Source organism: Nonomuraea sp. NPDC048881 (assembly GCF_040649795.1).
In the GTDB taxonomy this organism is placed as follows: domain Bacteria; phylum Actinomycetota; class Actinomycetes; order Streptosporangiales; family Streptosporangiaceae; genus Nonomuraea.
Window position 1 is genome coordinate 401,308 of sequence record NZ_JBEZGC010000002.1, and the last position, 19,397, is coordinate 420,704.

The 19,397-nt window shown below is 71.1% G+C and carries 19 protein-coding genes; 11 read left to right on the forward strand and 8 right to left on the reverse strand.

Features of this window, described 5'->3' with window-relative positions; genetic code table 11:
- Positions 1–43 precede the first annotated feature (43 nt).
- Positions 44–955 (forward strand): hypothetical protein, encoded by a 912-nt coding sequence (locus tag AB0C33_RS07425; RefSeq protein WP_358284596.1) that lies wholly within the window; start codon positions 44–46, stop codon positions 953–955.
- Here AB0C33_RS07425 and AB0C33_RS07430 read toward each other — a convergent pair.
- The 3 genes from AB0C33_RS07430 to AB0C33_RS07440 are packed head-to-tail and all read right to left on the reverse strand — an operon-like array spanning position 952 to position 4,203.
- Positions 952–2,229, reverse strand: coding sequence for a D-arabinono-1,4-lactone oxidase (locus AB0C33_RS07430; protein ID WP_358284598.1), 1,278 nt, complete (start codon positions 2,227–2,229; stop codon positions 952–954). The two genes, AB0C33_RS07425 and AB0C33_RS07430, sit on opposite strands and share 4 nt — an antisense overlap.
- Before the next feature lie 44 nt (positions 2,230–2,273).
- Positions 2,274–2,996, reverse strand: coding sequence for a polysaccharide deacetylase family protein (locus AB0C33_RS07435; RefSeq protein WP_358284600.1), 723 nt, complete (start codon positions 2,994–2,996; stop codon positions 2,274–2,276).
- Positions 2,997–3,051: 55 nt separating this feature from the next.
- Positions 3,052–4,203 (reverse strand): MFS transporter, encoded by a 1,152-nt coding sequence (locus AB0C33_RS07440; protein ID WP_358284602.1) that lies wholly within the window; start codon positions 4,201–4,203, stop codon positions 3,052–3,054.
- Positions 4,204–4,346: 143 nt separating this feature from the next.
- Here AB0C33_RS07440 and AB0C33_RS07445 point away from each other — a divergent pair, with 143 nt between their 5' ends.
- A complete protein-coding gene (locus tag AB0C33_RS07445) occupies positions 4,347–5,534 on the forward strand; it encodes a lytic transglycosylase domain-containing protein (RefSeq protein ID WP_358284604.1) in 1,188 nt (395 codons plus the stop codon).
- Here the strand turns inward: AB0C33_RS07445 and AB0C33_RS07450 are convergent.
- Positions 5,525–6,484: a ferrochelatase gene (locus tag AB0C33_RS07450; protein WP_358284607.1), complete on the reverse strand. Its 960-nt coding sequence runs from the start codon at positions 6,482–6,484 to the stop codon at positions 5,525–5,527. The genes AB0C33_RS07445 and AB0C33_RS07450 overlap by 10 nt on opposite strands.
- Before the next feature lie 137 nt (positions 6,485–6,621).
- Between AB0C33_RS07450 and AB0C33_RS07455 the strand changes: the two genes are divergently transcribed.
- Together AB0C33_RS07455 and AB0C33_RS07460 are read left to right on the forward strand one after the other, a co-directional pair.
- On the forward strand, positions 6,622–8,568 hold the full coding sequence (locus tag AB0C33_RS07455) for a prolyl oligopeptidase family serine peptidase (RefSeq protein WP_358285956.1): 1,947 nt from the start codon (positions 6,622–6,624) through the stop codon (positions 8,566–8,568).
- Complete coding sequence (locus AB0C33_RS07460) at positions 8,568–9,356, forward strand: inositol monophosphatase family protein (protein WP_358284610.1); 789 nt, start codon at positions 8,568–8,570, stop codon at positions 9,354–9,356. The genes AB0C33_RS07455 and AB0C33_RS07460 overlap by 1 nt, the downstream gene beginning before the upstream one ends.
- Before the next feature lie 63 nt (positions 9,357–9,419).
- Here AB0C33_RS07460 and AB0C33_RS07465 read toward each other — a convergent pair whose 3' ends face one another.
- Positions 9,420–9,584, reverse strand: a complete 165-nt coding sequence (locus tag AB0C33_RS07465; protein ID WP_352324241.1) for a hypothetical protein — start codon at positions 9,582–9,584, stop codon at positions 9,420–9,422.
- 224 nt (positions 9,585–9,808) lie between these two features.
- On the opposite strand from AB0C33_RS07465, the gene AB0C33_RS07470 reads away from it, so the two are divergent.
- The 4 genes from AB0C33_RS07470 (at position 9,809) to AB0C33_RS07485 (ending at position 13,313) form a co-directional block, all read left to right on the forward strand.
- Positions 9,809–10,462 carry a response regulator transcription factor gene (locus AB0C33_RS07470; RefSeq protein ID WP_349451511.1) on the forward strand — a complete coding sequence of 218 codons (654 nt, stop codon included), beginning with the start codon at positions 9,809–9,811 and terminating at the stop codon, positions 10,460–10,462.
- Between the two features lie 74 nt (positions 10,463–10,536).
- Positions 10,537–11,769: a HAMP domain-containing sensor histidine kinase gene (locus tag AB0C33_RS07475; protein ID WP_358284614.1), complete on the forward strand. Its 1,233-nt coding sequence runs from the start codon at positions 10,537–10,539 to the stop codon at positions 11,767–11,769.
- A 340-nt stretch (positions 11,770–12,109) separates the two neighbouring features.
- The gene (locus tag AB0C33_RS07480; RefSeq protein WP_352324238.1) at positions 12,110–12,409 is read left to right on the forward strand and encodes a DUF4193 domain-containing protein; all 300 of its coding nucleotides are present in this window, start codon (positions 12,110–12,112) and stop codon (positions 12,407–12,409) included.
- 94 nt (positions 12,410–12,503) lie between these two features.
- A complete protein-coding gene (locus tag AB0C33_RS07485) occupies positions 12,504–13,313 on the forward strand; it encodes a hypothetical protein (RefSeq protein ID WP_358284617.1) in 810 nt (269 codons plus the stop codon).
- Between the two features lie 16 nt (positions 13,314–13,329).
- On the opposite strand, the gene paaK is transcribed toward AB0C33_RS07485, so the two are convergent.
- Together paaK and paaI are read right to left on the reverse strand one after the other, a co-directional pair.
- Complete coding sequence (paaK, locus tag AB0C33_RS07490) at positions 13,330–14,628, reverse strand: phenylacetate--CoA ligase PaaK (protein ID WP_358284619.1); 1,299 nt, start codon at positions 14,626–14,628, stop codon at positions 13,330–13,332.
- Positions 14,625–14,993: a hydroxyphenylacetyl-CoA thioesterase PaaI gene (paaI, locus tag AB0C33_RS07495; protein WP_358285958.1), complete on the reverse strand. Its 369-nt coding sequence runs from the start codon at positions 14,991–14,993 to the stop codon at positions 14,625–14,627. The genes paaK and paaI overlap by 4 nt, the downstream gene beginning before the upstream one ends.
- A 174-nt stretch (positions 14,994–15,167) precedes the next feature.
- On the opposite strand from paaI, the gene AB0C33_RS07500 reads away from it, so the two are divergent.
- The 3 genes from AB0C33_RS07500 to AB0C33_RS07510 are packed head-to-tail and all read left to right on the forward strand — an operon-like array spanning position 15,168 to position 19,105.
- Positions 15,168–16,115, forward strand: coding sequence for an MBL fold metallo-hydrolase (locus AB0C33_RS07500; RefSeq protein WP_352359151.1), 948 nt, complete (start codon positions 15,168–15,170; stop codon positions 16,113–16,115).
- The gene (locus AB0C33_RS07505) at positions 16,112–17,662 is read left to right on the forward strand and encodes an FAD-dependent monooxygenase (protein ID WP_358284621.1); all 1,551 of its coding nucleotides are present in this window, start codon (positions 16,112–16,114) and stop codon (positions 17,660–17,662) included. The genes AB0C33_RS07500 and AB0C33_RS07505 overlap by 4 nt, the downstream gene beginning before the upstream one ends.
- 9 nt (positions 17,663–17,671) lie before the next feature.
- Positions 17,672–19,105, forward strand: a complete 1,434-nt coding sequence (locus tag AB0C33_RS07510; RefSeq protein ID WP_358284623.1) for a trehalose-6-phosphate synthase — start codon at positions 17,672–17,674, stop codon at positions 19,103–19,105.
- Here AB0C33_RS07510 and AB0C33_RS07515 read toward each other — a convergent pair.
- On the reverse strand, positions 19,038–19,322 hold the full coding sequence (locus tag AB0C33_RS07515) for a DUF4235 domain-containing protein (RefSeq protein WP_352324039.1): 285 nt from the start codon (positions 19,320–19,322) through the stop codon (positions 19,038–19,040). The two genes, AB0C33_RS07510 and AB0C33_RS07515, sit on opposite strands and share 68 nt — an antisense overlap.
- Positions 19,323–19,397: the final 75 nt, after the last annotated feature.

A 19,397-nucleotide genomic window follows, 5' to 3' on the forward strand; every position in this document is an offset into this window, starting at 1 on the left:
AGCTCTTTACCGTACGCATGACCAGAGGGGACTGATCCGGGGGATGACCGGCGAGCAGCGGAAGTTCGAGCTGAGCGTGCCACAGATCCTCGGGAGCGCCCTCGCCGCCGTCACCGCCGCGGTGGCCGCCTCCTACCTCGGGGTGGCGGGCACCGTGATCGGCGCCGCCGTGGTCAGCATCGCGAGCACGGTGGCCAGTGCCGTCTATACGCACTATCTCAAGCGCACCGGCGACCGGGTCAAGCAGCACACGCTGTCCGCGTGGCGCGAGGAGCAGGAGGAGGGGCAGGGCCTGCTCGCCGCCGCGGCGAACGCCACCCCGGCCGCGGGCGAGGAGACCGCCGCGCACGCCACCAGGGCCGCAGGGGAAGGGACCGCCGCGCACGCCGCCCGGGCCGCGGGGGAGCAGACCGCCGCGCACGCCGTCCGGGGAGGCGGCGGCCAGGGGAATGACACGCTGGTCATGCCGGTCGCCGAGCCCGCCGGGCGCGGCGGGCTGCCGTGGCTGAAGATGGCGGTCGCGGCCGCGCTGGTGTTCGCGGTCAGCATGGGCGGCATCCTCGCCTTCCAGGCCCTCGACCACCGGACGCTGCACGAGCGGGTCACCGGCGGGCAGACGCCGGTGAAGGAGCAGCAGCGCGCCCCCGTCAAGGATCAGGGGCACGACCGCCAGGACCGCGACGACCGGCCGATCGGTCCGACGCGGTCGCCGACCCCGACCCCCACCCCGACGCCCACGGACACGCCGCGCACTCCGCCGCCGTCAGGGACCGGCGAGCCGAGTCCGAGCGGCACGCCGACGCCCACTCCCACGGACACGGTCGAGCCCGTCCCCGAGACGCCCGGGCCCGGCGAGGAGGAGCAGGAGCGTCCCGACCCGGGTGAGCAGCAGTCCAGCGCGCCCCCGGCCACGACGCAGCCGGACGAGCCGCCGGCGCAGCAGGAGGGGCGCTAGCCGAGCACCACGTCGAGGTAGTCGTTGGTGAACACCCGGCGCGGGTCCAGCCGGTCGCGCAGCGCGACGAAGTCGTCGAAGCGGGGGTAGACCTTGCGCAGGTACGCGGCGTCCCGGGTGTGCATCTTGCCCCAGTGCGGCCGGCCGTCCAGCCGGTTCATGATCTCCTCCACGCCCTCGAAGTAGGCGGGGTTGGGCGTGGGCCGGTAGATGTGGCAGGCGACGTAGGCCGAGTCGCGGCCGTACGCGGTGGACAGCCAGGCGTCGCTGGGCGGCGTGACGCGCACCTCGACGGGGAAGGTGATCTTCCAGTCCATCCTGTCGATCAGGTCGCGGGTCTCGCGCAGCGCCTGGGCCAGGTGCTCGCGCGGCACGGCGTACTCCATCTCCAGGAACCGCACGTCCCGGCGGGCGGTGAACACCTTGTACGAGGTGTCCACCGCCTCCGAGTCGCCGAGGGCCGCCGCGCTGATCGCGTTGATCCGCGGGATCAGCGCCGGACGCCGCCCGCCGACGGCGCAGGCGGCGCCGAAGACGGTGTTCTCCAGGAACACGTTGTCCAGCCAGTGCTTGAACGGGCTCGGCGGCCTGGCCGGGCCCGCGTCCCTGTTGTTGGTCTTGACCAGGCAGGCGTCGGTGTGCGGCAGCCAGAAGAAGTCGAGGTGCTCGTTGGCCGAGGTCAGCGAGTCGAGCGAGGAGAGGATGTCGGTGAGCGTCATCCTGCGCCGGCGGTTGCGCAGCAGGAACGCGGGCTCCACCCGGAACGTCACGGCCGTCAGCACGCCCAGCGCCCCGAGGCCGACCCGGGCCGCGTCGAACAGGTCCTCGCCGGGCACGGCCGTGGCGACCGAGCCGTCGGCGAGCACCAGCTCCAGCTCGGTGACCTGGTCGGCCAGGCCGCCGCTGTCGCGCCCGGTGCCGTGGGTGCCGGTCTGGATCGCGCCGGCGACGGTCTGCTCGGTGATGTCGCCCATGTTGGCCAGGGCCAGCCCGCGCTGGTCGAGCAACTCGTTCAGCACCTTGAGCGGCGTGCCGGCCAGCACCGTGACGCGGCCCTCGCCGGCGGACCTGATGCCGCTCAGCCCCTCGGGGCGGAGCATGATCCCGTCGGTGAGGGCCACCCCGGTGAAGGAGTGGCCCGTGCCGACCATGCGCAGGCGGCGCCCGGCGGCCGAGGCGTCCCGCACGGCCTGGACGACGTCCGCCACGCTCGCGGGGGTGCGCACCTCGGCAGGGGCGCCCGTCTGATTCCCGGCCCAGTTAGTGAAGACCATGAGGCGCCCCTCCGAGCGTCGTTCCGATTAAACGTGAACGATACTCACTTCTCCCAGCCTTCGGGAACCGGGAAAATCTGACCGGGCTGCAGGTTCTGCTGCTTGATCACGTCGGAGACCGTGACCAGCTGGTACCCCTTCGCCTGCAGCGACTTGACGATCGAGGGCATGGCGTCCACGGTCTGCTTGACCCAGTCGTGCATGAGGATGATGCCGTCGCGCTCGGCCACCTCAAGGGTCTTCTTCTTGATGGCCTCGACGTTCTTGGTGTCCCAGTCGTGCGAGCCGGCCGTCCACAGGATCATGGGCATGCCGAACTCGGTCGCGACGTCCGACACCTGGATGTCGGCCAGCCCGTACGGCGGGCGCAGCAGCTTGGGCTCGACGCCCGCCGCCTTCTTGACCGCGTCCTGGGTCTTCTTGATCTCGCTTCTGATGACCCCGGCGTCGATCTTGGTGAAGTCGGGGTGCTTGTAGCTGTGGTTGCCCACCTCGTGGCCCTCGGTGACCATGCGCTTGACGAAGGCCGGGCGGCTGTTCACGTACTGGCCCTCCAGGAAGAACGTCGCCTTGGCGTTGTACTTCTTGAGGGTGTCCAGCAGGGTGCCCGCGTACTGGCCGGGCCCGTCGTCGAAGGTCAGCGCGATGCACTTGACCTGCTCGCAATCGACCTCGGCCTTCTTCGGCGTCTGGGCGAACGCGGGCGCGGGCGCCAGGGTGACGCAAACTGCCGCGATAGCTAGAAGTGAAGTGATTTGTCGGGACATAGCAAAGCTTCCGGTGTGATGGGTGTTGCGAGGGATAACTCCCGACCGTAGCGGATCAGCTCTTCAGGGGTGAAGGCGCTTCCGGAAGTCTCAGCAAACCCGAACCTCCGACGCCCACGACCGCCGCCAGGAGCGCCGCGCACACGGCGAAGCCGAACGCGCTGGACGCGCCGACGGTGTCGGTGAGCTGCCCGCCCGCCCACGCGCCGATCGCCACGCCGAACCCGATCGAGGTGGAGATCCAGGCCATGCCCTCGGTGAGCAGGGACGGCGGGACCAGCCGCTCGGTGAGCGAGAACCCGGTGATGAGCGTCGGCGAGATGGCCAGACCGGCCACGAACGCCACGGCGGCCATGATCCACGGGTCGTCCACGAGCAGGATCGGCAGCAGGCCCACCACGAACACGCCCAGCGCGCGGATGAACCGGGCGCGCAGCGAGATCCGCCACTCCCGCGAGCCGAACCACAGCCCCGACACCATCGACCCGCCCGCGAACGCCGCCAGCAGGAATCCCGAGGCGCCCTTCACGCCGTGCTCCTCGGCGAAGGCGACCATGATCAGGTCCACCGAGCCGAACACCGCGCCGAGCCCGAGGTAGACGCACGCCAGCAGGGCGATGCCGGGGATCAGGATGGGCGTGCCGCCGGCCGTCCTGACCGGTTGCACGGGCGGCTGCGTACGCCGCTGCGCCGCCAGGGCCAGGCAGCCGCCGAGCATGCACACCAGCGCGACCAGCAGCCCCGCGTACGGGTTGATCGCGGTGGCCAGCACGGTGACGAGCGCGGGCCCGGTGACGAAGACGACCTCGTCGGCCACGGACTCGAAGGCGAAGGCGGTGTGCAGCGTCCCGGTGCCGCCGTGGATCGTGGACCAGCGGGCCCGCACCATCGACCCGATGGACAGGGAGGACGCGCCGATCAGCAGGCCGGAGACGTACAGGGTCCACTCGGGCAGGCCGAGCGCGGCGCTGAGCATCAGCGCGGCCATCGCCAGCGCGTTGACCACCGAGAAGGGGGCGATCACCCGGTTCTGGCCGAACCTGTCCACCAGCCGCCCCGACAGCGGCGCCGCGATCGCGAAGGCCACGTTGGTGGTGGCGCCGACCGCGCCGGCGGTGGCGAAGGACCCGGTGACGGTGGAGATCAGCAGCACGACGCCGATGCCGAGCATGGACATCGGCATCCGGCCGACGAACCCGGCCAGCACGAATCCTTTGACTCCGGGCCCGTTGAACAATCCCCGGTAAGGCCCGACCACGCTGTTTCCCCCTTACTTGGCGCCCCCACGATGGCGCACCGTCTGTCCGGATGGCAAGTGATATTTCCGGTGAGTGGGTTAACGTGTGGCTGATGTCCGGTCTTCCCTCTCTCCGCGCGGTCCTGCTCATGGTCCTCGGCGTGCTCGTGGTCACCGCCGTGGCCGGGGGAGTCGTCGTGCTCATGGGCGATGACCTGGTCAGAACGGCCCAGGAGCCGGTGCGCAGGCCGATCACCCGCGCGGTTCCGGAGGCCGCTCCCCGCCTCGACCAGCTCGTACCCACGACGGCTCCGGTCAAGGATTTCGGCCAGGGCGGGCCGGGCGTCACCGTGACGCCGCCGCGCGTGCTGGCGATCGCGCCCGCCACGGTCTCCCGGCGGACCAGGCTCGCTCTGGGCGCGCTCAAGCACGTGCAGAAGGCCGCCGTCGTGGACGCCGGCGCGGTCAAGGTCGCCGGCACGTCGCTCAACCTGCTGGCCGTCGACCCGGCCGACTTCCGCTCCTGGACGCCCCAGCCCGTCGCCGACCAGCCCGCCGTCTGGAGCGCGCTGGCCAGGGGCGAGCTGGTCGCCGAGGCCGGCACGACGCGCAGGTACGGCATGATCCTCGGCGCGATGTACCAGGTGGACGGCGGCCCGAGACTCCGGGTCGCGGCCTCGGCCACGCTCGGGCTCTCCGGCGTGGACGGCCTGGTCAGCCTGGAGGTGGGCAGGTCGCTCGGCTTCGCGAAGGGCGTCGCGGTGCTGCTGCACGGCAAGCCGGGCACGATCGCCGAGGCCGGCGTGCGGCGGCTGCTCGGCAAGGGCGCGCAGGTCGTCGTGCTCGACGCGGCCAGCCGCACCCAGCGGCAACAGCAGCAGCAACCGCAGCGACAACAACAGCAGCCGGTCACCGTCGGCCGCCCGAACAGCTACCTCGACCTCTACAAGGCCGCCGCCACCCGCTGCCCCGGCCTGTCCTGGACGGTGCTGGCGGCCATCGGCCAGGTCGAGAGCAGCCACGGCCGCAACAACGGCCCCTCCAGCGCGGGCGCCCTGGGGCCGATGCAGTTCATGCCCGCCACCTGGAAGCACTACGGCGTGGACGGCGACGGCGACGGCAAGGCCGACATCTGGAGCCCCTACGACGCGGTGCCCGGCGCCGCCAACTACCTGTGCGCCAACGGCGCGGGCAAGGGCGGCGCGAAGCTGCGCAAGTCGATCTGGTTCTACAACCACTCGTGGGACTACGTGGACAAGGTCATGGGCATCGCCGAGGCGTACGCCCGCACCTACGCCTGAGGCCGCCCGCCGGGCCGGACCGGACGCGGGCAGCAGGTGAGCGGGCACGCGACGGGCTCCGGCTCGTCCATCAGCTCCCTGACCATGTGCACGAACGCCGGATGGGTGCCGGCCGTCGCCGCGCGCTCCATCGGCAGGCCCAGCTCGGCGGCCACCTGCCGGGCCTCGGTGTCGAGGTCGTAGACGACCTCCATGTGGTCGGAGACGAACCCGATCGGCACCAGCACGACCGAGCCGGCGTCCGTCTTGCGCAGGAAGTCGCACACGTCGGGCTCCAGCCACGGCACCTGCGGGGGGCCGCTGCGCGACTGCCACACCAGGTGCCAGGGCTCCTCGCGGCCCAGCGCCTGGTTGACCAGCTCGGCGCTGCGGCGGAGCTGGGACTCGTACAGGCCGCCCGAGGGGCCGGCGGTCTCGGCCATCGACACCGGGATGCTGTGGGCGGTGAACACCAGCCGGGCGTCCTGGCGGCCCAGCCGCTCCAGCGCCTGGCGCGTGTGGTCGGCCATCGCCGCGACGAACCCCGGGTGGTCGCCGAAGTGCCGCATCTTGATCAGCTCGGGGCCGCCCTCGACGGAGATCCTGGCGATGTCCTCGTAGTACTGGCGGCAGCTCGAATATCCGGCGAACGCCGAGGTGGCGAAGACGGCGGCCCGGCGCACGCCGTCGGCCGCCATCCGCCGCACGGTGTCCTCGCCGAAGGGGTGCCAGTTGCGGTTGCCCCAGTAGACCGGCACGCCCGCGACCGGGCCCAGCGCCTCGACCAGCTCGCGGTTCTGCCGGTTGATCGGGCTGACGCCGCCGAACCCCTGGTAGTGCTCGGCCACCGCGAGCAGCCGCTCGCGCGGCACGCCGCGCCCCCGCACGACGTTCTCCAGGAACGGCAGCACGTCGTCGGGACCCTCGGGGCCGCCGAACGACAGGACGAGCAGAGCGTCGTAATCAGCCACGTGTCAAGCCTAGTCAGGAGAGCGGGCGGTCCGGCCCGAGGGAGGGTGAGGAGGCGCGGAGCGCGGTGTCGCCCGCGGAGCGCCGGTGACCAGGTAGGTTCGATCGAGTGAGCGCATTCGATGACATTCGTGACTATGTGGCCATTCCCCGGGTCCTCTCCCTGAAGCTCTCGCCTGACGGCTCCCGTCTGATCTCGGCCGTGCAGGCCCTCAATCCGGACGGCAAGTCGTACGGCACCGCGCTCTGGGCGATCCCCCTCGACGGTGAGCCGTACCGTCTGACCCGTTCCGCCAAGGGCGAGACGGCCGCCGTCTTCACCGACGCCGGGGACGTGCTGTTCACCTCCGCGCGCCCCGACACCACCGTCAAGGACGCGACCGACGAGGTGCCCGCGCTGTGGCTGCTGCCGCGCGCCGGCGGCGAGGCCCGCCAGATCGCCACCCGCCCCGGCGGCATCGGCGCCGCGCGCACGGCGGGCGACGTGGTGGTGTTCGCCTCCGACGTGCTCGACGGCGACGAGTCGACCGAGGACGAGCGGCGCAAGGCTCGCAAGGACGCCGGGACCAGCGCGATCCTGCACGAGGGCTACCCGGTCCGCTACTGGGACCACGACCTCGGCCCGGCCCGCACCCGGCTGTTCACCGGCCGGCTCGGCGCCGACCGCCTGGAGGACGTGCGCGAGCTGACCCCCGACGCGGGCGAGGCGCTGCGCGAGGCCGCCTTCGAGCTCACCCCCGACGGCTCCACCGTGATCGCCACCTGGCGCAGGTACCTGTCCGGCGGCGACAGCCGTACGGACCTGGTCGCCATCGACGTGGCCACCGGCGAGCGGCGCACCCTGCTCACCGACGAGGCGCACGACTTCGGCGGCCCGATCGCCGTCTCGCCCGACGGCACGCGGGTGGCCTGCGCGCGCGAGCGCATCACGAGCACGGACGTCTCCGTCCGCGTGGAGCTGTGGATCGCCGACCTGGCCACCGGCGAGGGCCGGGCCCACGCCCCCGACCTGTTCCCGATGGACCTCGCCTGGGCCCCCGATTCCTCGGCCCTCTACCTCGTCGCCGACCACCAGGGCCGCCGCCCGGTCTTCCGCGTCCCGCTGGACGGCGAGCACACCAGGCTCACCGGCGACGACGCCGCCTACCTCGGGGTCAACGCGAGCGCCGACGGCGCGTACGTCTACGCCCTGCGCAGCAACATCGCCCTCGCCCCCGCCCCCGCCAGGATCGACGCCGCCACCGGCGAGATCGCCGACCTGCCCTCGCCGGCCCCGCGCCCCGAGGTGCCGGGCACGCTGACCGAGATCTCGGCCACCGCCGACGACGGCGCGACCGTGCGCGGCTGGCTCGTGCTGCCCGAGGGCGCCTCGGCCGATAACCCGGCGCCGTTCCTGCTGTGGATCCACGGCGGACCGGTCGCGTCCTGGAACGACTGGCAGTGGCGCTGGCAGTCGTGGATCATGGCGCAGCGCGGGTACGCCGTCCTCATGCCCGACCCCTGCCTGTCCACCGGCTACGGCCAGGAGATGATCGACCGCGGCTGGGGCGCCTGGGGCCCGCGCACCCAGGCCGACCTCGACGCCATCGTGGACGTCGCCCTGGCCAGGGACGACATCGACGACGAGCGCGTGGCGGCGATGGGCGGCTCGTTCGGCGGCTACATGGCCAACTGGCTGGCCGGGCACACCGACCGCTACCAGGCCATCGTCACCCACGCCGCGCTGTGGAACCTCGACCAGTTCGCCGGCACCACCGACTCCTCGCTGTACTGGCAGCGCGAGTTCGGCGAGCCCGGCTCGGAGCGCTACGACCAGCTCTCCCCGCACCTGGGGCTCGGCAAGATCACCACCCCGATGCTCGTCATCCACGGCGACAAGGACTACCGGGTGCCGATCGGCGAGTCCCTGCGCCTGTGGTGGGACCTGCAGCGCACCGACGTCGAGTCGAAGTTCCTGTACTTCCCCGACGAGAACCACTGGATCCTCAAGCCGGGCAACATCGTCGCCTGGTACGAGACCGTGCTCGCCTTCCTCGCCCAGCACGTGCTCGGCGAGGAGTGGAAGCGCCCGGACTCGGTGGCCTGATGACCGACTTCCTGCGGCTGGCCGAGGACGTCGCCCGCGAGGCCGGGGACATGCTCCTGGCCAAGCGGCCCACGATGTCGGAGGACGTCGAGACCAAGTCCAGCCCCACGGACGTCGTCACCATCCTGGACAAGGCGTCGGAGGAGCTGATCCGCGAGCGCGTCCTGGCGGTCCGTCCGGACGACCGGTTCCTGGGCGAGGAGGGCGGCGAGGCGCCGGGCGCGTCCGACGTGCGGTGGATCGTCGATCCCGTCGACGGCACCGTCAACTTCCTGTACGGCCTGCCCGACTGGGCGGTGTCCATCGCCGTCGAGGTGGCCGGGCGGGTCGTGGCGGGGGTCGTCAACGTGCCGGCGCGGGGCGAGGTGTTCACCGCCGCGCTCGGCGAGGGAGCCTGGCTGGGCGGCGCGCGGCTGCGCTGCAACAGCGGGGTGCCGTTGGCCCGGGCGCTGGTCGCGACCGGGTTCGGCTACTCGGCGCCGCGCCGCGAGGTGCAGGGACGGGTCGTGGCGGCGGTGCTGCCGCGGGTGCGCGACATCCGGCGCGGCGGCTCGTGCGCCATCGACCTGTGCTCGGTGGCGGCGGGCCGGGTGGACGCGTACTACGAGCGCGGCACCAACGCGTGGGACCACGCCGCGGCCGGGCTGGTGGCGACCGAGGCGGGCGCCCGGCTCGGCGGCCTGCACGGCCGGCCGGTCGGCCCGGAGTTCGCGCTGTGCGCGGCTCCCGGCCTGTTCGAGGAGCTGCACGACCTGCTCGTGCCGCTTGACCCCGAACGCGACTCCTGACCGGGCCGCGGGCATGACAGGACGGCCGGGGCCCATCGGGCCCCGGCCGTCGCACGCGTATGTCTAGCGCGGCAGCGGGACGCCGTGATCGTCGGCCAGGCGGCGCAGGTCCTCGATCTCGGCGGTGAGGGTGTCGGCGAGGTAGTCGTCGCCGGTGCTGCGGGCCTCGGAGAGGCTCTTGTAAGCCTGGTCGAGGCGGCGTTCGATCGTGGTGGTGAACTCGCCCATCTCACCTACTCTCTCAGGGGTTCGATCCGTGCGGGGCGAAGGGACCCCATTGCCAGTGGATGTCCGGGCAATGGGTGTCCCGACGGCATACCCCGGGTTATCGCCCTCTGAAACATGAATTTGTGCGGCCCCTGCCCGGCACACCCCTGGACATGCCTTACCGTGCGCTTATCGAGCCTGTAGGCAGAATGAGACACCGGAACCGGAAAGAGGGTGTACCAGGCGTGCGAGTGCTGGTTGTCGAGGATGAGCGGGTGCTCGCCGACGCGATCGCGACCGGGCTGCGGCGTGAGGCCATGGCCGTCGACGTCGCCTACGACGGCGGCGGCGCCCTTGAGCGCACCTCCTACATCGACTACGACGTGATCGTGCTCGACCGCGACCTGCCGGTCGTGCACGGCGACGAGGTGTGCCGCCGGCTGGTCGAGCAGCGCTCGGCCTCGCGGATCCTCATGCTGACCGCCTCCGGCGACGTGGACGACAAGGTGGAGGGGCTCGGCCTCGGGGCCGACGACTACCTGGCCAAGCCGTTCGTGTTCATCGAGCTGGTGGCCCGGGTGCGCGCGCTCGGCCGGCGTTCGGCGCCCGCCCTGCCGCCCGTGCTGGAGCGGGCCGGGATCCGCCTCGACCCGGGCAAGCGGCTGGTCGAGCGCGACGGCAAGGAGATCGTGCTCACCAAGAAGGAGTTCGCGGTCCTGGAGGAGCTGATGCGCGCCGAGGGCGCGGTGGTCAGCCAGGAGGACCTGCTGGACAAGGCGTGGGACGAGAACATCGACCCGTTCACCAACGTCGTCCGGGTGACCATGATGACGCTGCGGAAGAAGCTGGGCGAGCCTCAGGTGATCGAGACCGTGCCCGGGGTTGGGTACAAGTTGTGAGCGAACGGCCAGAGCGCGGGGCGGGGCCGACGCATCCGATGATCAGCCCCCATTCGGCAAGGAAGGCGACGCGCGTGCAGGAGGCGCCACCCCCGACCGGCCCGCCGGCCTGGGACGGCCCGCCCCCGCCCGAGTCCGAGACGCCCGCCCGCAGCACCCTGGAACGGGTCAGGGGGCTGCCGGCCAAGGTGAGCATCCGGTGGCGGCTCACGCTCACCTACAGCGCTCTGGTGTTCGCCGCCGCGGCGGTGTTGCTGTTCGTCGTCTACTCGATCGTCGGCAAATCGATCGAGAACGCCTGGCCCGACCTGATCACCGACGACCTCGACCCGCTCGACGCCGCCATCATGCAGAACCGGTGGACCCTGGCCAAGGGGCGGGCCGTCAGCAGCGCGCGCGACGCGCTGTTCACCAGCTCCTTCATGGCGCTGGCCGGGGTCGGCATCCTCGCGCTCATCATCGGCTACTTCGTGGCCGACCGGGCGCTGCGGCCGGTCACCCAGATGACCAGCGCGGCCCGCAAGCTGTCGGAGAGCACGCTCGCCCACCAGCGCATCGCCCTGCGCGGCCCCAACGACGAGCTGAAGGAGCTGGCCGACACCTTTGACGCCATGCTCACCCGGCTCAACATCGCCTTCGACACCCAGCGCAGATTCGTGGCCAACGCCTCCCACGAATTGCGCACGCCGTTGACGATTAACCGGACCGTCCTGGAGATCGCGTTGTCGGATCCGGAGGCGTCCGAGGACCTCAAAGCGCTCGGCCGCACGCTGCTGGAAGTCAACGCGCGTAACGAGAAGCTCATCGAGGGACTGCTGTTGCTCGCCAGGAGCGAACGAGAACTCGCGGTGCGCAAACCGCTCGACGTTCAGGAAGTCGCGCAGACGGCCGTGGAACAGCTCGCGCCCTTCGCCGCCGAACACGGCGTGACCGTTGTGGCCGAACTGGTCAGCGCGCCTACCGTGGGCGACCCGGTGCTTCTGGAGCGGTCGGTCAGCAACCTGCTGGAGAACGCCGTGAAGTACAACCTTCCCGAAAACGGAAAAGTCTGGATCCGGACGGGAATGGCAGACGGGGGGCTGGTTGTTCAGGTGGCCAACACGGGGCAGCACGTCCCGGCGTACGAGGTGAACAGCCTGTTCGAGCCGTTCAGGAGGCTCCACGCCGACCGCGTGGAATCGGCCAAGGGATCGGGTCTGGGGCTGTCCATCGTCCGTGCGGTGGTGCAGGCACACGGTGGAAACGTGACTGCGGTGCCGCGTGATGGCGGAGGACTTGTGGTGACGATTCGGCTTCCGACGCGTTGACCGAGCGACCTTGAGTGGGCCATGGGGCGCCGACGGGAGAGGTTCAGGCGTGTTCGTCCGCGTGTTGATGTAGTGGGGGCGTCTCGTTCTCGCCGTACATGTGGTTGGATGTGCCGTCGAACACGGTGGCGCATGACGCCAAGGCTGTGGGTTTCGCCATATTTGGCTAACCATTGCCGTCGGCAGCAGGCCCTGTCGTGTTGGGAGGTTCGTTGTCCGTTCGCGCGGGGTACCGATGGAAAATCTCCCCGACGGAACGGGCACAAGATGGGCCTCCCGGACGTTAGAAGACGCGCGATGAGCGCGAAGACATATAGATGAGGGGGATGGAGTAAGCACAATGGCTACCGACTACGACAGCCCGCGGAAGACAGACGACGACCTGGGGGAGGACAGCCTCCAAGAACTCCAGGCACGGCGTACCGACAAGTCGTCCGGCAGCATCGACATCGACGAGACCGACCTCGCCGAGTCGCTGGAGCTGCCCGGCGCGGATCTGTCGAACGAAGAGCTCTCCCTGCGGGTCATTCCCCGTCAGGCCGACGAGTTCACCTGCTCGCGCTGCTTCCTGGTGCACCACCGCAGCCAGCTGGCCTCCGAGAAGAACGGCCAGCAGATCTGCCGGGAGTGCGCCGCCTGACCGCTGGAGCGAAGGAGCTCAGGGTGAGGGACCCAAGGCACGACCGAGCCCGCCTACCCTGAGCGGTCGCGACCAAGAGGACGGAGGCATCGCGTTGGCCGAGCCCGAGAAGGACAAGCAACAGACGGACGACGGGATCGCCGACCCCGACAAGGAGGTCGGCGAGCTCGTTGTGCGGCTCACCGCGCCCGGTGAGCTGGAGCCGGCCGAGCGGCGCAGACTGCTCGGCCGCCTAGCCAGGTCCCTGGCCGCAGGGGCGAAGAAGGCCCGCGAGAGCGGCGCAGGCCGCGGCCGCTGGCTGGCCGACGTCTTCCTCAACATCGCGCCCCGCATCCCCATCCGCGACCTGTCGACGCTGTCCGAGCATCATCACGGCCTCACCGGCGAGGAACTCGCCGACGACCTGGTGCGCACCGCCCAGAAGGCCACGATGACGGTCGGAGCCATCGGCGGAGCACTGGCGGCGGCCCAGTTCGCCGCACCACCCCTCCTGCTCTCCGCGCCCGCGCAGCTCGTCGCGGAGACCATCGTCGTCGCCGCGATCGAGGTCAAGCTTCTGGCCGAGCTGCACGAGGTCTACGGCGTCCGCGTCCAGGGCAACGGCACGCAGCGCGCCTTCGCCTTCGCCTCCGCCTGGGCCAAGCAGCGCGGGATCGACCCCCTCGCCCCCGCGTCCGTCTCGCTCGCGCTCGGAGCCGCGTCCAAGGCCGCTCTTCGCAACCGTCTCATGCGCACGCTCGGGCGCCATCTGACCACGTTCGGCCCCTTCCTCACCGGAGCCGTCGCCGGCGGCGCGCTCAACCGCGGCGCGACCGGCAAGCTCGGCAAGGCCATCCGCGCCGACCTGCGCCTCAAGGGCCCGTCGTTGCCGCCGCCCGACCCCCGTGACGAGCTGACGCCGTAGCCAGGCGGCCGCGAGGTCAGACGTCCCGGCTGTCCACCACGCGCTTGAGCTTGCCCACCGACCGTTCCAGCGTCTCGGGGTCCACCACCTCGACCTCGACGCTCACGCCGACGCCCGCCTTGACCGCGTGCCGCAGCGCGCGCCCGGCCTCCTCGCGGCCGGTCGCGCCCGGCCGCGCCTCGACCCTGACGGTGAGCACGTCGAGCCGGTCCGGTCGGGTCAGGTGCAGCTGGAAGTGCGGCGACAGGCCGGGCACGCGCAGCACGAGCTCCTCGATCTGGGTCGGGAACACGTTCACGCCGCGCAGGATGATCATGTCGTCGGTGCGGCCGGTGACCTTCTCCATGCGGCGGAAGGCGGGCCTGGCCGTGCCGGGCAGCAACCGGGTCAGGTCGCGGGTGCGGTAGCGGATGACCGGCATGGCCTCCTTGGTGAGGCTGGTGAACACCAGCTCGCCGCCGTCGGGGGCGGGCTCGCCGGTGAACGGGTCGACGGTCTCGGGATAGAAGTGGTCCTCCCAGACATGCAGGCCGTCCTTGGTCTCGACGCACTCGTTGGCCACGCCGGGGCCCATGACCTCCGACAGCCCGTAGATGTCGACGGCGTGCAGGTCGAAGCGCTCCTCGATCTCGGCGCGCATGCGCTCGGTCCAGGGCTCGGCGCCGAAGATGCCGATCTCCAGCGAGCTCTCGCGCGGGTCGAGGCCCTGGGCGGCGAACTCGTCGAGCAGCGCCAGCAGGTACGACGGCGTGACCATGATGACCCTGGGCCGCAGGTCGGTGATGAGCTGGACCTGCCGGGCCGTCATGCCGCCGGAGACCGGCACCACCGTGCAGCCCAGCCGCTCGGCCCCGTAGTGGGCGCCGAGACCGCCGGTGAACAGCCCGTAGCCGTACGCCACGTGCACCACGTCGCCTGGACGCCCGCCGGACGCCCGGATCGACCGGGCCATCACCTGCGCCCAGACGTCGAGGTCGGCCTTGGTGTACCCGACGACCGTGGGCTTGCCCGTCGTGCCCGAGGAGGCGTGGACGCGCGCCACCCGCTCGCGCGGCACGGCGAACATGCCGAAGGGGTACGACTCGCGCAGGTCCTCCTTGGTGGTGAACGGGAAGAGCGCGAGGTCGTCCAGGCTCCGGCAGTCGCCGGGACGGACGCCGTGCTCGTCGAACTTGCGCCGGTAGAGCGGCACGTTGTCGTAGGCGTGGGACAGCGTCCAGCGCAGGCGCCGCAGTTGCAGGGCCATGAGCTCATCCCTGGAGACGCGCTCGACCGGGTCGAGCTCCTCGGGGGACGGCGGCGGGAAGGGCCTCATCTCAGCTCCCTGCTGCGCCCGCGGAACTCCGCGACCACCCGGCCGCCGGACCCGCGCACGGTGATGTCGTAGATGCCGCTGCGGCCGTAGGTGGTGCGCTCGGCCGCCTCGGCCACCAGCACGTCGCCCTCGTGGGCGGGGGCGACGAAGGTGATCTCGGCCCCGGCCGCCACGGTGACCGGGCCCCGGGTGTTGCACGCGCAGGCGAAGGCGGTGTCGGCCAGGAGGAAGACGTAGCCGCCGTGGCAGATGGCGTGTCCGTTGATCATCTGGCCGGTCACGGTCATCCGGCACACCGCGCGCCCCTCGGCCAGCTCCACCAGCTCGATGCCCAGGGCGGCGGAGGCGGTGTCGGCGTCCAGCATGCGACGCGCGCTCTCCAACTGGTCTCCCTTGCTTACTGACCGAATGTTCGGTAAACACTTCCCCGTCCTGCCGAGCACTGTCAAGGGAGGGCCGGCGCAGCGCAGCTGCAAGGGCCGTCTGTGGGGTATGTCCTGGTTCGTCAGCGGGTCGGCCTCAGCGCGTGAGGAGAGACGATGATCAAGCCGTTCGCCTCGTCGGCGGATCTCGGTGAGAAGCGGCAGTCCCTTGAGGTGCTGGCGGAAGGCGTCTACGCGCTCACCGCCGAGGGCGACCCCAACGTGGGCGCGATCGAGGGCGAGGACTTCCTGGTCTGCTTCGAGGCCCTGGCCACGCCCACGGCCGCCGGCGACTGGCTGGCCAGGCTGCGCGAGCACACCGGCAAACCGGTCAGGTACCTCGTGCTCTCGCACTACCACGCGGTCCGCGTGCTGGGCGCCTCGGCGTTCGGCGCGGACGTCGTCGTGGCCCACGACAAGACCCGCGAGCTGATCGCCGAGCGCGGCGAGCAGGACTGGGCCAGCGAGTACGCCCGGATGCCCCGCCTGTTCAAGGATCCCGGCTCGATCCCCGGCCTGACCTGGCCCACCGCCACCTTCAGCGACACCTTCACCATCGACCTCGGCGGCGGCAGGGGCGACCTGGTGCTGGCCCACTGCGGACGCGGCCACACCGAGGGCGACCTGGTGGCCTGGCTGCCCGACCGGCGCATCCTGTTCGCCGGCGACCTGGTCGAGTCGCAGGCCGCGCTCTACACCGGCGACGCCTTCCACCGCGAATGGGCCTCCGGCACGCTCGACCGCGTCGCCTCGTTCGGGGCCGAGACGCTGGTCGGCGGCAGGGGAGCGGTGGCCCACGGCAAGGCCGAGGTCGAGGCGGCCATCGCCCAGAGCCGCGACTTCCTCACCGTGATGCTGCGCGAGGTCGGCGCGGCGAGCGGGCTGAAGGAGGCGTTCGAGCGCACCCACCGGGCCCTGCGGCCGCGCTACGGCGGCTGGCCCATCTTCGAGCACTGCCTGCCCTTCAACGTCTCCCGCCTCTGGGACGAGCTCCACGGCGTCGAACGGCCGCGCGTCTGGACCGCCGAGCGCGACCGCGAAGTGTGGGACGAGCTCCAGTCATGAGGCCCGCGGAGTCCGTGCCGCAGGTCATCGTCGTCGGCGCGGGCCCGGTCGGCCAGACCGCCGCGTTGCTGCTGGCCCGCTGGGGCATCCGGGTGCTGGTGCTGGACCGGCGGCAGGCCCGCGACGGCGGCGGCTCGAAGTCGATCTGCCAGCAGCGCGACGTGCTCGACATCTGGGCCGCGGCGGGCGCGGGCCGGGTGGCGGAGGAGGGGCTGGCCTGGACCACCGCCCGCACGTACTACCGCGACCGCGAGCTGTTCTCCTGGTCCTTCGACGGCCAGGGCCCGCTGCCGCCGTGCGTGAACATCTCCCAGGCCCGCACCGAGCAGCTGCTCGACGAGGTCATCGCCGACCAGCCGCTCATCGAGGTGCGCTGGGGCCACGAGGTCACCGGGCTGGTCCAGGACCCGGCGGGGGTGGAGGTCCAGTGCGGGCAGCGGCTGCTGCGCGCCCCCTACGTGCTGGTCTGCGCGGGCGCGCGGGCCCAGCAGGTACGCCGGTCGCTCGGCGTCTCCTTCGACGGCGAGGCGTTCGACGACCAGTTCCTGATCTGCGACATCCGGGCGGATCTGCCCGGTTGGGAGAACGAGCGCCGCTTCTACTTCGACCCCGTGTGGAACCCGGGCCGGCAGGTCCTCATCCATCCCTGCCCCAACGGGACGTACCGGATCGATTGGCAGATCGCGCCGGACTTCATCCCAACAAGAGACGATATTTCGCAGAAAGTCCAGCAAATCATCGGGGATCGGCCGTACGAGCTGATCTGGCACAGCACGTACCGGTTCCACTCGCGCATCGCCTCGCGGATGCGGGTCGGACGGGTGCTGCTGGCGGGCGACTGCGCCCATCTGGTGGCGCCCTTCGGGGCCCGGGGGCTCAACTCCGGCGTGCCCGACGCCGAGAACGCGGCCTGGAAGCTGGCCTTCGCGCTCAACGGCTGGGCCGGGCCCGAACTGCTGGAGTCGTACCACGCCGAGCGGCACGCGGCGGCGCGGGAGAACCTGGAGGTGACCGCCGCCACCATGCGCTTCCTCGCGCCCAGGACGGACAAAGACCGGGCCAGGCGGCGGGAGGTCCTGGAGGCCGGCCTGGTCGCCGAGGTGGACTCCGGGCGCTTCGCCGAGCCCTACTGGTACGTGGACTCGCCGCTCACCACGCCCGAGCCGGGCCGGCCGTTCGGGGGGCGTCCGCCGAAGGGCGCGCTGTGCGATCCGGCCCCCGGAGTGATCCTGCCGGACGTGCCGCTGGCGAAGGGCAGACTGCGCGAGTTCTGCCGGGATGGTTTCCTCATTCTGCTGGGCGATATGTGCGATTCGAGTTTGTTTGTGCAGGTCCTGGGCAAGGTCATTACGGCACCGCTCGCCGTCCGCGAGCTCACGGAGATGGATGCGACCGGCTCGCTCGCCGAAAGACTCGGTGCGCGGCCGGATGAAGCATGGGTGATCAGGCCAGATGCCCACATCGCCGCGATCATTCCCCGCGGGGGGCCGGACGAGGTCGCGGCCGCCGTGAGCCGCGCCTGCGGCTCTCCTCGACCTGAGCCCTAGGAGGACTGCGTGACCGGCCGTAGCTCGTTTCTGATCGTCGCGAACCGCTTGCCGGTCGATCGCACGATCGAGCCAGACGGAACGGCCTCGTGGCGCAGGAGCCCGGGGGGGCTCGTGACGGCCATAGCGCCCGTGATGAAGCGCCGCCACGGCGCCTGGGCCGGTTGGCACGGCGCGCCGGACGAGAAGCTCGAACCGTTCGAGCAGGACGGCATGAGCCTCATCCCCATCCCGCTGTCGGCCCGCGAGGTCGAGCTCTACTACGAGGGTTTCTCCAACGCCACGCTCTGGCCGCTCTACCACGACGTGGTGGCGCCGCCGGTGTTCGAGCGGGAGATGTGGGAGACCTACCGTTCGGTCAACGAGCGCTTCGCCGCGGCCGCCGCCGAGGCCGCCGATGAGGGGGCCGTCGTCTGGGTGCAGGACTACCAGCTCCAGCTCGTGCCCGCGATGCTCCGGCGGCTCCGGCCCGACCTGCGGATCGGCTTCTTCCTGCACATCCCCTTCCCGCCCGTCGAGCTGTTCTGGCGGCTGCCCTGGCGCAAGGAGCTGGTCGAGGGGCTGCTCGGCGCCGACCTGGTCGGCTTCCAGCTGCCCGGCGGCGCCTCGAACTTCCGCAGGCTGTGCCGGCGGCTGCTCGGGCTGCCGTACAAGGGGAACGAGATCTTCCTGGACGACCGGGTGGTGACCACGCAGGCGTTCCCGATCTCGGTGGACTTCGGGCAGCTCGACTCGCTGGTGCGCGAGCCGCACGTCGTGGCGCGGGCCAAGGAGATCAGGGGTGAGCTGGGCGATCCCGAGCATGTGCTGCTCGGCGTGGACCGGCTCGACTACACCAAGGGCATCGGCCAGCGTCTGGAGGCGTTCGGCGAGCTGCTCAAGGACGGCAGCCTGCGCCCGAACGAGGCGGTCTTCGTGCAGATCGCCACCCCGAGCCGCGAACGCGTGGACGAGTACCGCAAGCTGCGCGACGACATCGAGCTGCAGGTGGGCCGGATCAACGGCGAGCACGCCCAGATCGGGGTGCAGCCGATCCAGTACTTCCACCAGTCCTACGGCCACGACGAGCTGGCCGCGCTCTACCTGGCGGCCGACGTCATGGTCGTCACGCCCCTGCGCGACGGGATGAACCTGGTGGCCAAGGAGTACATCTCCTGCCACCACGACCTGCACGGCGCGCTGGTGCTCAGCGAGTTCACCGGCGCGGCCGACGAGCTGCGGCAGGCGTACCTGGTGAACCCGTACGACATCGAGGACGTCAAGCGGCAGATGATCGCCGCCATGCGGGCCACGCCGCACGAGCTGGCCCGGCGGATGCGCACGATGCGCCGCCGGGTGGCCACCTACGACGTGGACCGCTGGGCGAGCGAGTTCCTCAGTGCCCTTGAGTCACCTGCTTCACAGACTTCCACGCGTCGTAGCGCTTCTTGGCGGTCCGGTTGACCACGATCTGCGCCACGGACATCCCGACGCCGGTGAGGATCGCGTAACCGATCGCCTCACCCATGCTCACCTCGGGCGAGTCGTCGTCGAGGGGCGGCTCCTTGCCGGTCGCCTTGACCCAGACGAACCCGAGGAGTTTCCTCATCCCCCAGGCGGTCGCCATGCCCACCAGACCACCGATGACGCGCCAGGCGATGTCGGGTTTGTCCTCCGCCATGCCAACTCCCTTCCCCTATGTAACGAACACTAGTCTCTAACGCTTGCCGGGCCCCCGAAGCCGTACCATAAGGAG